Annotated in this window: 12 protein-coding genes; 10 read left to right on the top strand and 2 right to left on the bottom strand. The window is 67.9% G+C overall.

From position 1 onward, the window contains the following. Window positions 1–76 precede the first annotated feature (76 nt). A complete protein-coding gene (locus tag U1H99_RS29345) occupies window positions 77–910 on the bottom strand; it encodes a 3-keto-disaccharide hydrolase (protein ID WP_323145031.1) in 834 nt (277 codons plus the stop codon). Between the two features lie 203 nt (window positions 911–1,113). Between U1H99_RS29345 and U1H99_RS29340 the strand changes: the two genes are divergently transcribed. The 9 genes from U1H99_RS29340 (at window position 1,114) to U1H99_RS29300 (ending at window position 11,225) form a co-directional block, all read left to right on the top strand. Beyond that, window positions 1,114–1,998, top strand: a complete 885-nt coding sequence (locus U1H99_RS29340; protein ID WP_323145030.1) for an AraC family transcriptional regulator — start codon at window positions 1,114–1,116, stop codon at window positions 1,996–1,998. Between the two features lie 42 nt (window positions 1,999–2,040). Continuing rightward, window positions 2,041–2,658, top strand: coding sequence for a gluconate 2-dehydrogenase subunit 3 family protein (locus tag U1H99_RS29335; RefSeq protein ID WP_323145029.1), 618 nt, complete (start codon window positions 2,041–2,043; stop codon window positions 2,656–2,658). A 24-nt stretch (window positions 2,659–2,682) separates the two neighbouring features. Further along, window positions 2,683–4,422 carry a GMC oxidoreductase gene (locus U1H99_RS29330; protein WP_323145028.1) on the top strand — a complete coding sequence of 580 codons (1,740 nt, stop codon included), beginning with the start codon at window positions 2,683–2,685 and terminating at the stop codon, window positions 4,420–4,422. A gap of 35 nt (window positions 4,423–4,457) precedes the next feature. Then, on the top strand, window positions 4,458–5,324 hold the full coding sequence (locus U1H99_RS29325; RefSeq protein WP_323145027.1) for a sugar phosphate isomerase/epimerase family protein: 867 nt from the start codon (window positions 4,458–4,460) through the stop codon (window positions 5,322–5,324). Between the two features lie 154 nt (window positions 5,325–5,478). Next, window positions 5,479–6,978: a sugar ABC transporter ATP-binding protein gene (locus U1H99_RS29320; RefSeq protein WP_323145026.1), complete on the top strand. Its 1,500-nt coding sequence runs from the start codon at window positions 5,479–5,481 to the stop codon at window positions 6,976–6,978. After that, on the top strand, window positions 6,947–7,981 hold the full coding sequence (locus U1H99_RS29315) for an ABC transporter permease (protein WP_323145025.1): 1,035 nt from the start codon (window positions 6,947–6,949) through the stop codon (window positions 7,979–7,981). Before U1H99_RS29320 ends, U1H99_RS29315 begins: the two co-directional genes overlap by 32 nt. 35 nt (window positions 7,982–8,016) lie before the next feature. Further along, window positions 8,017–8,985 carry a substrate-binding domain-containing protein gene (locus U1H99_RS29310; RefSeq protein ID WP_323145024.1) on the top strand — a complete coding sequence of 323 codons (969 nt, stop codon included), beginning with the start codon at window positions 8,017–8,019 and terminating at the stop codon, window positions 8,983–8,985. Between the two features lie 24 nt (window positions 8,986–9,009). Next, complete coding sequence (locus tag U1H99_RS29305) at window positions 9,010–10,065, top strand: sugar phosphate isomerase/epimerase family protein (RefSeq protein WP_323145023.1); 1,056 nt, start codon at window positions 9,010–9,012, stop codon at window positions 10,063–10,065. After that, complete coding sequence (locus U1H99_RS29300; protein WP_323145022.1) at window positions 10,062–11,225, top strand: Gfo/Idh/MocA family protein; 1,164 nt, start codon at window positions 10,062–10,064, stop codon at window positions 11,223–11,225. The genes U1H99_RS29305 and U1H99_RS29300 overlap by 4 nt, the downstream gene beginning before the upstream one ends. On the opposite strand, the gene U1H99_RS29295 is transcribed toward U1H99_RS29300, so the two are convergent. Further along, complete coding sequence (locus U1H99_RS29295) at window positions 11,226–12,383, bottom strand: epoxide hydrolase family protein (protein ID WP_323145021.1); 1,158 nt, start codon at window positions 12,381–12,383, stop codon at window positions 11,226–11,228. Between the two features lie 136 nt (window positions 12,384–12,519). Here U1H99_RS29295 and U1H99_RS29290 point away from each other — a divergent pair, with 136 nt between their 5' ends. Further along, window positions 12,520–13,227, top strand: a complete 708-nt coding sequence (locus tag U1H99_RS29290) for a TetR/AcrR family transcriptional regulator (protein WP_323145020.1) — start codon at window positions 12,520–12,522, stop codon at window positions 13,225–13,227. Window positions 13,228–13,315: the final 88 nt, after the last annotated feature.

The raw sequence follows: 13,315 nt of genomic DNA, 5'->3' as shown, positions 1-13,315 counted from the left end.
TTATAGAAGCCATTGCCAGCCGAAAAATACTCGGATTGTCACGCGGGCGCGGCAAGCCATCGGCTCCCGTGCATGCTCAGAACTTCTCCGCAGCCGCCGGCCCGCTCAAAGGCTTGACCTGGATATTGCGATAGTAGGCTTCCGCACCCTCGGACTGGATCGAGAACTTGCCGCGCGCGAGCGGGACCACCTTGCCGTCCACGCGCTGGCGCGAATTCTCGACCCGCAGCACTTCATGGCCGTTGACGACGTGGATCAGGGTCTTGCCGTCGGCGATGACTTCCATCGTGTTCCACTCCCCCGACGGCTTTTCGTAGTTGCCGCGCTTGAGGATGCGTGAAGCCAGGCCGGTGCGCAGCGGCAGCGCCGGGTCGTAGCGGTAGAACTTCCAGTCGCCCTGGTTGGCGTCGCCCACGTGGGCATCGACCGTCACCCCATCCAGGCTGTGGTAGTCGGCGCAATCGCCTTCCTGCAGCTGGAATTCGTGGCTGCGCATCCAGTGTCCGCTCTGGGCACCCTCGGGACCCACCGCGTAGTACAGCAGGCCGCTGTCGCGCGGCGCCTCGAGGCGCGGGAACCATTTCTTGGTGCCCCACTTGAACTCGAACTTGAGGTGGAAGTTCTCGTATTCGCCCACCGTCGACACCGCGCCCCACTCTTCGCCGGACACGCGCAGCATGCCGTCGACCACCGAGAACACCCCGCGCGGGTCCTGGTCCAGGCCGCGCACCGAGGTCGGCGACTTCATGTTGTCGGACGTCGGCTGCATGCTGATCCAGGTGCGCCAGCCGCTCAGGTCCTTGCCGTTGAAAAGCTGGGTCCAGCCCGGCTCGGCAGCGTGCAGGGGCAGGTGCAGGGCCAGGACGGCGCCCAGCAGGGTGGCGTGGCAACGGCGGCGGAAGCGGTTCATGGCGGTGTCTCCTTGTCGGGGTGAATGGTCGGCTGGCCCATCTGCGTGAGCGATTGCAATCTAGCATGCAGGATTTGTGAGCGCTACCATCCAGGCCCAGCTTGCCGATTTCGTTATAAATTTTTCCGAATTTTTAACACTTAGGATGTTTTCCTGGTGCTAATATCGCCACATAAATAGTTGTACTTATAAGCAGGAGACACATGGTGAGCACAATCGTGATCGGCAGGGGCATGGTCGTCGCCCATGGCCCGGACAACGAACGCCGCAGCGATCAGCAGCGCCCGCGGCCGCCGCGTCCGGTCCGGCCGCAGCGGGCAGATGCGCCGCTGCGCGCCACGCCGGCGCCGGCGCACCAGGCCTGCGCCGACTTCTACACCGAGCACGGCATCTCGACCCCGAGCGCGCTGTTCGACACCCTGTCCGACACCTATTATTTCGCCAAGAACCGCGACGGTCAGTTCGTCTGGGGCAACCGCCTGCTGCAGGAACAGCACGCGCTGGCCGACGTCAAGGACATCATCGGCCGCACCGACCACGACTTCTTCCGGCGCGACATCGCCGACCGCATCCGCGCCGACGACCTGGCGGTGATCGAGACCGGCGTCACGGTTCACAACAAGCTGGAAGTGATCGACGGCGGCCACGGCGTGCTGACCTGGCTGTTCACGACCAAGGCGCCGCTGCGCAATTGCCAGGGCGAGATCGTCGGCATCGAGGGCTTTTCGCGCGATGCGCGGCGCTCGCAGGACACCATCGCGCCCTTCCACGAATTCAAGGCCTGCATCGAGTACCTGCAGGCGCACCTGACCGAGCACATCGCGATCGAGCACCTGGCGCGCCTGTCGTGCATGTCGCTGTCGACCTTCGAGCGCCGCTTCAAGCAGCATTTTTCGCTGACGCCCAAGCAGTACATCCTGCACCTGAAGGTGCACGAAGCCTGCCGCCTGCTGCCGACCGCCGGCAGCATCGCGCGGGTGGCGCTGGACACCGGCTTCGGCGGCCAGAGCTATTTCACCAAGCAGTTCCGCAGCGTGGTGGGAATCACGCCCAAACAGTACCTGATGTCGCTGGCACGCGCGCGCTAGACGTCGCGGCCGGCTCCCGTTGTCTTCTTTGGAGAGAGAAGCATGCAACAAAATCGAGATCGCGCCGGCCCCGGTCCGGCGCAACCCGACCGCGCACGCCGCACCGCCCTGATGCGCATCGGCGCGCTGTGCGGCCTGGCCGGCCTGGGCGACCTGGGCCTGCTGGCCGATGCGCTGGCGGCCGCCCCCGCTGCCGGCAAACAGGCCGGCACCCCCGCGTTCCTGAGCCAGGCCGAGCTGCAGCTTACCGGCGTGCTGGCCGACCTGGTCATCCCGCGCACCGACACCCCCGGTGCGCTCGACGTCGGCGCCCACCGCACGGTCGACCACCTGCTGGCGGTGTGTGCGGAAGCGCCGGCGCAGGCCGCCTACAAGGCCGGGCTGGCGCGTATCGACGCCGCCGCCCGCGCCAATGGCGGCAAGGCCTTTACCGCGCTGCCGGCGGCGCGCCAGGTCGCGCTGCTGCAGGCGCTGGACACCGGCAGCGCGCCGTTCGGGCCGGCCGACCAGGGCTTTTTTCGCCAGCTGAAAGGCTATGTCGCCTTTGCCTACTACACCTCGGAAGCCGGTGCTTCCCAGGAACTGGCCTACCTGCCCGTCCCGGGCGGCTTCAAGGGCGACGTCAAGGTCACCCGCTCGACCCATGCATGGGCCATCTAGCCTCGGCCACCTGAAGGAACGCACATGAATGCCCCCGCATCGTTCTACATCAAAAGCACCCCCGAGCGCTTCGACGCCATCGTCGTCGGCTCCGGCATCACCGGCGGCTGGGCCGCCAAGGAACTCACCGAGCGCGGCCTCAAGACCCTGATGGTCGAGCGCGGCCGCCCGGTCGAACACGGCGTCGACTACATCGGCGAGAACCGCGACCCGTGGACCATGCCGAACCGCGGCAAGGTCGATGCCAAGGTCGCCGAAGAACAGTTTTCGATCCAGCGCCAGTGCTATGCCTTCGACGAGCACACCAAGCAGTTCTTCAACAACGACCGCGACATGCCCTACTCCACACCGGACGGCCGCCCGTTCAGCTGGATCCGCGGCAACCAGCTGGGCGGCAAGTCGCTGATGTGGGCGCGCCAGTCCTACCGCTGGAGCGACCTCGATTTCGAGGCCAACCTGAAGGACGGCCACGGCGTCGACTGGCCGATCCGCTACGCCGACCTGGCGCCCTGGTACAGCCACGTCGAGCGCCACGTCGGCATCAGCGGCAACCGCGACGGCCTGGCCGTGCTGCCCGACGGCGAATTCCTGAAGCCCTTCGAATTCAACGCCGTGGAAGCGGCGCTGAAGCAGAAGTTCGACGCCAAGTATGCGCCGGCGCGCATGATCATCGGCCGCACCGCCAACCTGAATACCGCCGGCGAACAGCACCTGGCCCAAGGCCGGGCACCGTGCCAGGCGCGCAGCCAGTGCCATCGCGGCTGCTCGTTCGGCGCCTACTTCTCGACCCAGAGCTCGACGCTGCCGGCGGCGCTGAAGACCGGACGCCTGCGCATCGCCACCGACAGCATCGTGCACAGCGTGCTGTACGACCCGAAGACCAACCGCGCCCTAGGGGTGCGCGTGATCGACGCCGACACGATGGAGACGCGCGAGTACCATGCGCGCGTGGTGATCCTGTGCGCCTCGACGCTGGGTTCCACCGCGGTGCTGCTGAACTCGACGTCCGAAGCCTTCCCCAACGGCCTGGCCAATTCCTCGGGCGCGCTCGGGCACTACCTGACTGACCACCTGTGGTCGGCCGGGGCCGACGGCCGCGTCGAGGGCTTCGACGACCATTACTACCAGGGCCGCAGGCCGACCGGGACCTACATCCCGCGCTTCCGCAACGTGGTCGACAAGCACCCGGACTTCGTGCGCGGCTATGCGCTGGCCGGCGGCGCGGCGCGCGAGGGCTGGCAATCGGCCGCCTGGAAACCCGGCTTCGGCAAGGACTACAAGGCCATGATCAGGAAGCCCGGCCCATGGCACTTCAGCCTCGGCGGCCAGGGCGAGATGCTGCCGCGCTACGAGAACAGCGTCAGCCTGCATGCCACCAGGAAGGACAAGTGGGGCATGCCGCTGCTGCACGTCGACGTCACCCACGGCGACAACGACCGCAAGATGCGCAAGGACATGGCCGACAGCGCCGGCAACATCCTCGAATACCTGGGCCTGAAGGACGTCAAGACCAAGATGGCGACCGAGACCGAGTACCCGCCGGGGCTGGCGATCCACGAGATGGGCACCGCGCGCATGGGCCGCGACCCCAAGACCTCGGTCCTGAACGGCTGGAACCAGGCCCACGACGTGCCCAACCTGTTCGTCACCGACGGCGCCTCGATGGCGTCCGGTGCCTGGCAAAACCCGTCGCTGACCTTCATGGCCCTGACCGCGCGCGCCTGCGCCTACGCGGTCGACCAGATGAAGGCCGGGACGATCTGATACGCCGATCAGCCACATTCATATACTGAGACGACATGAAACCATTTACCAAGACCCTGCTGGCGATCCTGATCGGCGCCGGCGCGAGCGCACTATCCGCGCATGCGGCGGCGGCCCAGCCGACCCAACGCATCGGCCTGCAACTGTGGTCGGTGAAGGACGAGATCAAGCAGGATTTCGAAGGCACGCTCACCAGGATCGCCCAGCTCGGCTTCCAGGGCGTGGAGTTCGCCGGCGAGTTCGGTCCCTACAAGGACAACCCGGCGGGCCTGAAAGCCTTCCTGGACAGGAACCGCCTCCAGTGCGCCGGCGCCCACATGCATTTCGACGACCTGACACCCGAGCGCTTCGAGGCCACCACCGCTTTTTACCGGACCCTCGGCTGCACCAACCTGGTGATCTCGATGGACCAGCGCGGCGCCAGCACCGAACAGAGTGCGCAGATGAGCCAGGAACTGACCGCGCTGTCCGGCAAGCTGGCCGCCAAGGGCATGCGCATCGGCTACCACAACCACGCCCAGGAACTGGCAGGCAGGGTCGGCAGCACGCCCTGGGACGTGATCGCCAAGAACACGCCCAAGGCGTCGATCATGCAGCAGGACGTCGGCTGGACCACCTTTGCCGGCAAGGACCCGGTGGCCTACGTCAAGCGCTACCCGGGCCGCACCATCACCACCCACTACAAGGCCAAGTTCGTGGAGGGCACGACCGGCGGCACCCCGATCATCGGCCAGGACAAGACCGACTGGGCCGGGCTGACGCGGGCGGTGCGCTCGGTCGGCGGGACCGAGTGGATCATCATCGAGCAGGAGGAGTATCCGAACGGGATGGGGCAGCTGGAGACGGTGGCGGCGTCGATGAAGGGGCTGCAGGGGGTGTTGGCGAAGTTGCCGGCGCAGTGACACCGGCCAGCACTGCATGAACCACCAAACTGCGTCGTTCCCGCGAAGGCGGGAACCCAAGTTCGTCGCACAGAGAAGCAGCGGCGCCATGCCGCAAACTTGGGTCCCCGCCTGCGCGGGGACGACGGTTCAAGTGTTACCTAATTAAAGCACCATGAGCCTACCCATCCGCTTCCAGCACATCGTCAAGGACTTCGGCCCGGTCCGCGTCCTGCACGGCGTCGACTTCGCCCTCGAGCCGGGCCGCGTGGTCGGCCTGCTCGGCGAGAACGGCGCCGGCAAGTCGACCCTGATGAAGATCCTGGCCGGCTACGAGCGCCCCAGCGGCGGCCAGCTGGTGGTCGACGGCGTCGAGCGTCGCTTCGCCAATGCGCGCGAGGCCGAGCAGCTCGGCATCGCCCTGATCCACCAGGAATTCAACCTGGCCGAGCACCTGACGATCGCCCAGAACATCTTCCTCGGCCACGAAAGAACGCGTGGCGGCCTGCTCGACCGCCGCGCCATGGCACGCGAGGCGGCCGCCTGCCTGGCCCAGGTCGGGCTCGAGCGCGACCCGGACACCCGCGTGTCCGAGCTGATCGTCGCCGAAAAGCAGCTTGTCGAAATTGCCAAGGCGCTGTCGCGCGACGCCAGGGTCCTGATCATGGACGAGCCGACCGCCAGCCTGTCGCCCGGCGAAACCCGCAAGCTGTTCGAACTGATGGCGCGCCTGAAGGGCCAGGGCGTCACCATCGTCTATATATCGCACAAGCTCGACGAGATGGAAGCGCACACCGACGAAGTGGTGGTCATGCGCGACGGGAAGTTCGTGGCGCGCGCCGCCACCGCCGACGTCGACCGCCACCAGATGGCCAACCTGATGGTCGGGCGCGAGCTGTCCAGCATGTTCCAGCCGAAGACGCCGGTGGCAGCCGACGCACCTGTGCGGCTGCGCGTCGAGGGCCTGCAGGTGCCGGGCTGGATCGGTGACCTCGCTTTCGAGGTGCGCGCCGGCGAAGTGCTCGGCTTTGCCGGCCTGGTCGGCGCCGGCCGCACCGAAGCCTTCGAAGCCATCCTCGGCTTGCGTGCGCGCACCGGTGGCCGCATCGAGATCGACGGCAAGCCGGTGGACATCCGCAGCCCGCGCGACGCCATGCGGCACGGCCTCACCTATTTGAGCGAAGACCGCAAGGGCAAGGGCCTGCACCTGGACCTCGGCCTGCGCGACAACCTCACCATGATGACGCTCGAGCGCGACGCCCGGCCGTGGCTGGACTTGAAAGCCGGCGAGCGCGCGCTGCGCCAGGCCATCGACGATTTCGGCATCCGCCTGCGCGACCCCGGCTGCGCGGCGCGCTCGCTGTCAGGCGGCAACCAGCAGAAGCTGGCGCTGGCCAAGTACCTGCGCCCGGACCCGGGCGTGATCGTGCTGGACGAACCGACCCGCGGCGTCGACGTCGGCGCCAAGCGCGACATCTATGCGCTGATCCACCGCCTGGCGGCCGAGGGACGCGCCGTCGTCGTCATCTCGTCCGAACTCATCGAACTGATCGGCCTGTCCCACCGCGTGGCGGTGCTGCACGGCGGCCGCCTGCAGGCCGTGCTCGAAGCCGGCCAACTCACCGAAGAAAACCTGATCGCCCATGCAACCGACACCCAACACACGAAGCACTGAGCCGGCCACCGAACCGGGCAAACCCGCCGCAGCCGCCTTCCCCGGTCTCAGCCACCTGAAAGCGGCCGGACCGCTGATCGCGCTGGTCCTGCTGTGCATCGCCGGCGCCTTCTTGAACCCGGACTTCGCCACGGTCGACAACCTGATGAACGTGCTGACCCGCACCGCCTTCATCGGCATCATCGCGGTCGGCATGACCTTCGTGATCGTCTCCGGCGGCATCGACCTGTCGGTCGGCTCGATGGCGGCGCTGATCGCCGGCGCCATGATCGTGGCGATGAACGCGCTGGTGGCAGGCGCCGGCGCACCCGGCCCGGCGACCGTCATCTGCGCCGGCATCGCGCTGGCACTTGTGTGCGGGGCGGTGTTCGGCATCGCCCACGGCCTCCTGATCACGCGCGGGCGCATCGAAGCCTTCATCGTCACCCTCGGCTCGCTCGGCATCTTCCGCGCGGTGCTGACCTGGCTGTCCGACGGCGGCGCCCTCACCCTCGACTTCAACCTGGCCGAAGCCTACAGCCCGGTGTACTACCAGAGCGTGCTCGGGGTGCCGATTCCGGTATGGGTGTTCGCGCTGGTGGCGATCGGCGGGACGGTGATCCTGAACCGCACCGCCTACGGCCAGCACGTGCAGGCGATCGGCTCCAACGAACAGGTGGCGCGCTACGCCGCGATCCGGGTCGACCGCGCCAAGGTGCTCACTTACCTGCTGCTGGGCGTGTGCGTGGCGATCGCCACCATCCTCTACGTGCCGCGCCTGGGTTCGGCCACGCCGACCACCGGCATCCTGTGGGAACTCGAAGCCATCGCCGCCGTCGTGGTCGGCGGGACCTCGCTGCGCGGCGGTTCCGGCCGCGTCATGGGCACCGTGGTCGGCGCGATCCTGCTGTCCGTGATCGGCAACATCCTCAACCTCACCAGCATCATCAGCGTGCACCTGAATCCCGCGGTGCAGGGCGTGGTGATCATTGCCGTGGCTTACCTGCAGCGCGGCCGCCGCTGACAAGAAAGCTCTCAAAACCGTTACAAGGAAACCGTATGCGCTTCTCGCACACCCCACTCACCCGGATCGCCCTCGCCTGCGCGCTGGCGGCCGGTCTCTCCACCAGCCACGCCGCGGCACCGGCCAACGTCACCCTTGGCGTCGCCATCCCCACCGCCACCCACGGCTTCACCGGCGGCATCGTCTGGTGGGCCAACCAGGCAAAGAAGGAACTGGAAGCGGCCAATCCCGGCCTCAAGGTCATCGTCAAGACGGCGGCCAGCACGCCCGAACAGGCCAATCAGGTGCAGGACCTGCTGGTGGTGAACAAGATGAACGCGCTGGTGATCCTGCCGCTGGAATCGAGCTCGCTCACCCAGCCGGTGTCCCAGGTCAAGAACAAGGGCGTTTACGTGACCGTGGTCGACCGCGGGCTGACCAACCCCGCCGCGCAGAACGCCTACGTGGCCGGCGACAACGCCGCCTTCGGCCGCCTGCCGGCCGAGTACCTGGCCAAGCGCCTGAACGGCAAGGGCAACATCGTGGTCCTGCGCGGCATGCCGAGCACCATCGACAACGAGCGCGTCAACGCCTTCAATGCCGAGATCAAGAAGTACCCGGGCATCAAGGTGCTCGACGCCAAATACGGCAACTGGAACCGCGACGACGCCTTCAAGGTCACCCAGGATTACCTGACCCGCTTCAAGGCCATCGACGCCGTGTGGGCGGCCGACGACGACATGGCGATCGGCGTGCTGAAGGCGATCGAGCAGGCCAGGCGCACCGACGTCAAGGAAGTGTTCGGCGGCGCCGGCGCCAAGTTCGCGGTGAAGAAGGTGATGGACGGCGACAAGCTGGTGCAAGCCGACGTGTCCTACTCGCCCAAGTTCATCTACGACGCCATCAAGATGACCGCCAACGCTCGCCTCAAGGGCGAGGCGCTGCCGGCGCGCACCATCATTCCGTCGGTGCTGATCACGCGCGACAACGCCCGCCAGTTCTACTTCCCCGAGTCGCCGTACTGATATAAAAACGATAAAAGGAACCGCATGAAGACCATCAAGGGGCCGGCGATCTTCCTGGCCCAGTTCATGGGCGCGGAAGCGCCCTTCGACACCCTCGACAACCTGGCCGGCTGGGCCGCCGGCCTCGGCTACGAGGGGATCCAGCTGCCGACCGACAAGCGCCTGTTCGACCTCGAACTGGCCGCCGACAGCCAGACCTACTGCGACGACATCAAGGGCATGCTGGCCAGCCACGGCATCGCCCTCTCCGAACTGTCGACCCACCTGCAGGGCCAGCTGGTGGCGGTGCACCCGGCCTACGACGCGCTGTTCGACGGCTTCGCGCCGGCGCAGGTGCGCGCCAATCCGCAGGCGCGCCAGGCCTGGGCTACCGGCCAGCTCAAGCTGGCGGCGCGCGCCTCGCGCCGCCTCGGCCTGAACGCCCACGCCAGCTTTTCCGGCGCCCTGGCCTGGCCATACCTGTACCCGTGGCCGCAGCGCCCGGCCGGCCTGGTCGAGGAAGCCTTCGGCGAACTGGCACGGCGCTGGCGGCCGATCCTCGATACCTTCGAGGATGCGGGCGTCGACCTGTGCTACGAACTGCATCCGGGCGAGGACCTGCACGACGGCGTCACCTTCGAGCGCTTTTTGGAGGCGGTCGGCAACCACCCGCGCGCCAGCATCCTGTACGATCCGAGCCACTTCATGCTGCAGCAGCTGGATTACCTCGCCTTCATCGACATCTACCACACGCGCATCAAGGCTTTCCACGTGAAGGATGCCGAGTTCCGCCCGGATGGCCGCCAGGGCGTGTACGGCGGCTACGGCAACTGGGTCGACCGCGCCGGGCGTTTCCGCTCGCTGGGCGACGGCCAGATCGACTTCAAGGCGATCTTCTCCAAAATGGCCCAGTACGACTATGCCGGCTGGGCGGTGCTCGAATGGGAGTGCTGTCTCAAGCACCCGGAAGACGGCGCGCGCGAAGGCGCGGATTTCATCCGCCGCCACATCATCCGCGTGGCCGAACGTGCCTTCGACGACTTCGCCGGCAGCGGCGCCGACCGCACCCAGTTGCGCACCTTGATGGGGATCGCGCCATGACGAACACGATGCCACGCAGGCTGCGCCTGGGCATGGTCGGCGGCGGCCAGGGCGCCTTCATCGGCGCCGTGCACCGGATCGCGGCGCGCCTCGACGACTGTTATGAAGTGGTGGCCGGCGCCCTGTCCGGCGATGCGGCGCGTTCGCGCCAGTCCGGCGCCGCGATCCGGCTCGACCCGGCGCGCTGCTATGCCGACTACCGCGAGATGGCGCGGGCCGAAGCCGCGCGCGAGGACGGCATCGACGTTGTCGCCATCGTCACTCCGAACCACCTGCACGCGCCGGTGGCCACGGCCTTCCTGGAAGCCGGTATCCACGTCATCTGCGACAAGCCGCTGGGCATAGCGCTGGACGAAGGCCTGGCGCTGGCCGCGCTGGCGCGCGCACGCAAGCGCGTGTTCGCCCTCACCCACACCTATACCGGCTACCCGATGGTGCGCCATGCGCGCGAGCTGGTGGCGTCCGGCGCCGTCGGCGAGGTGCGCATGGTGCACGTCGAGTACGCGCAGGACTGGATGGCCGAGCTCGACAAGCAGGACCCCGCCTTCCAGGCCGCCAACTGGCACAACGACCCGCGCCGCGCCGGGCCGACCGGCTGTACCGGCGACATCGGCACCCACGCCTGGCACATCGCCGGCTTCGTCAGCGGCCTGCAGCCGAGCGAGCTACTGGCCGAGCTGCATGCCTTTACGCCGAACCGCACGCTGGACGACCACCTGCAGGTGATGCTGCGCTACCCGAACGGCGCGCGCGGCACGCTGTGGGCCAGCCAGATGGCGACCGGCTGCGAGAATGCGCTGAAGCTGCGCGTGTTCGGCACGGAAGCCAGCCTGGCCTTCGACCAGGAACAGCCGAACGAACTGTGGCTGACGCCGCAGGGCAGCTGCGCGCAGCGCCTCACGCGCGGGCGCGTAAGCGGAGCGGCGGCGGAAGCGGCGACGCGCATCCCGAACGGGCATCCGGAAGGTTATCTGGAAGCCTTCGCCCAGCTCTACCGCGATGCGGCGGCGCAGATCCATGCGCTCGACGCCGGACTGCCGGTGCCGCCAGAAGTCGCCTGGCTACCCACGGTAGAGGACGGCGTGGGCGGGATGCGTTTCATCGATGCGGTGCTGGCCAGCCACCAGGATGGGTCGCGCTGGGTGCCGCTCCAGGGCTGATCAGCCGCGCGCGAAGCGGAAGGCGGCGCGCACTTCGTCGGTGAACGCGGCCGGCTGCTCCATTGCCGCGAAGTGGCCGCCTTTGTCCAGTTCATTGAAATGGACGAGCCGCGCGAAGCGGCGCTCGGCCCAGCGCTTCGACAGCCTGAGCTGCTCGCCCGGAAACATGCTGATCGCGGCGGGCGTCTGCATCGGCGCCGACGGCATGCCGCCCTCGCGCATCGCCCGCATCGCTTCCCAGTAAAGGCGCGCCGAGCTGGCGCCAGCGTTGCTCAGCCAATACAGCATGATGTCGTCGATCAGATCGTCGAGCTCGAACACGCTTTCGGCATCGGCGCCGCTGTCCGACACGTCCTGGAACAGGGCGTAGATCCATGCCGCCAGGCCGACCGGCGAATCGGCCAGCGCGAAGCCGACCGATTGCGGACGCGTGGCCTGGACCTTGAAGTAGCCCGAGAATGCATCGTCGTAGCGGCGGGCGGCGTCGAGCATGGCTTGCTCTTCCGGGCTGGCGGCGGCGCGTTCCTCGTCGGTCGGGTGGAACATCACCATGTTCAGGTGGATGCCGATGAGCGCCGGCGGCGCCATGTAGCCGAGGGTGGCGGTAACCGCCGCGCCCCAGTCGCCGCCCTGCGCGGCCCAGCGCGGGTAACCCAGGCGCGTCATCAGCGTGGTCCATGCCGCGGCGATGCGCCCGATGTGCCAGCCGGTGGCGGTCGGTTTGCCGGAAAAACCGAACCCGGGCAGCGAGGGGATCACGACGTGGAAGGCGTCGCGCGCATCGCCGCCATGCGCGACCGGGTCGGTCAGTGGACCGATCACCTTGCGGAACTCCAGCACCGAACCGGGCCACCCGTGGGTCAGCAGCAGCGGGATCGCCCCGGGCTCGGGCGAGCGCACGTGCAGGAAATGGATGTCCAGGCCGTCGATCTCGGTGCGGTACTGGCCGGCATCGTTCAGCAGGCGCTCGCAGCGGCGCCAGTCGTAGCCGTCCTGCCAGCGCGCGGCCAGCGCCTGCAGTTTCGCCAGTTGCGGGCCCTGGCTGGTATCGCCGACGGTTTCCGCGTCCGGCCAGCGCGTGTGCGCCAGGCGCATCCGCAAGTCGTCGAGTTCGGCTTGGGGGATCGATAGATGGAAGGGATGGACTGCGTCGGACATGGTAGTTCCTCTCTAGGGTGGGACCCGCGTAAAATTCGGGGACGATGACGGCATAAAACTGAACTGAACGGTTCAGTCTAGCATGTTTGGCAATTCGTGTTTGGCAATTTTTACGCAGGAATTTGGAAGGAGATCTATGAACGCAGCAGAGCCGATCCGGCGCGGGGCCGGCGGGCGGCCGCCCGTGTCGCGCAAGGGCGATGTGGAAGAGCGCCTGCTCGACGCCGCCACGCGCCTGTTCCTGGCATCCGGCTACGAAGGCACCAGTTGCGACCAGGTCGCCCAGGATGCGCGCGCCGGCAAGGCCAGCATCTATGCGCGCTACGCCAACAAGACGGCGCTGCTGAAGGCGGTGATCGCGTACAAGCTGGGACAGCTGCTGGAAGACCCCGACCCTGTGGCGAGCGCCGGCGCGCCGCTGCGCGCGCGCATGCTGCACGCGGCCGAGACCGTGGTGAGCCGGCTGCTGCAGCCGGACGCCGTGGCGCTACTACGCCTGATCGTCGCCGAAGGGCCGCGCCTGCAGGCCGACGACCTGGACGCCGTGGCGATGCTCGACCGGGTAGGCGCGCAGCACATCGCGCTGGCGATCAGCGCGGCCACGGCCGGCGCCGCCCCCGGGGCGGCCGCAGCGGCCGTAGCGACCGTCAGCGCGGCGGGCGCGCCGGATGGCGCCGCTGCGGCCGTGCCGGCGGCCGCGCTGGTCGACCGGGTGCTGGCACCGGCGCTGCTGCGCGCCTTGCTCGGCGCCGACCCCGGCGCATTGCGGGGGGCGGCATGCGCCCGGCTCGCCGAGGCGGTCGACAGCGTGATCGCTTCCGGCGCGGTGGATCGCTGGCGCTGAGTCCAGCGACATCATGGCTCGGCGCGGGGGGGGGGGGCGGACGGCAACACCCCCCCCCCCCCCCCAAATGAAAAAAAAAAAGAAGATT

This window comes from Massilia phyllosphaerae (assembly GCF_034659755.1).
Classification (GTDB): Bacteria; Pseudomonadota; Gammaproteobacteria; order Burkholderiales; family Burkholderiaceae_D; genus Telluria; species Telluria phyllosphaerae.
Note: the sequence above shows the minus strand (reverse complement) of the source record. Positions and strands in the feature narration are given on the sequence as shown.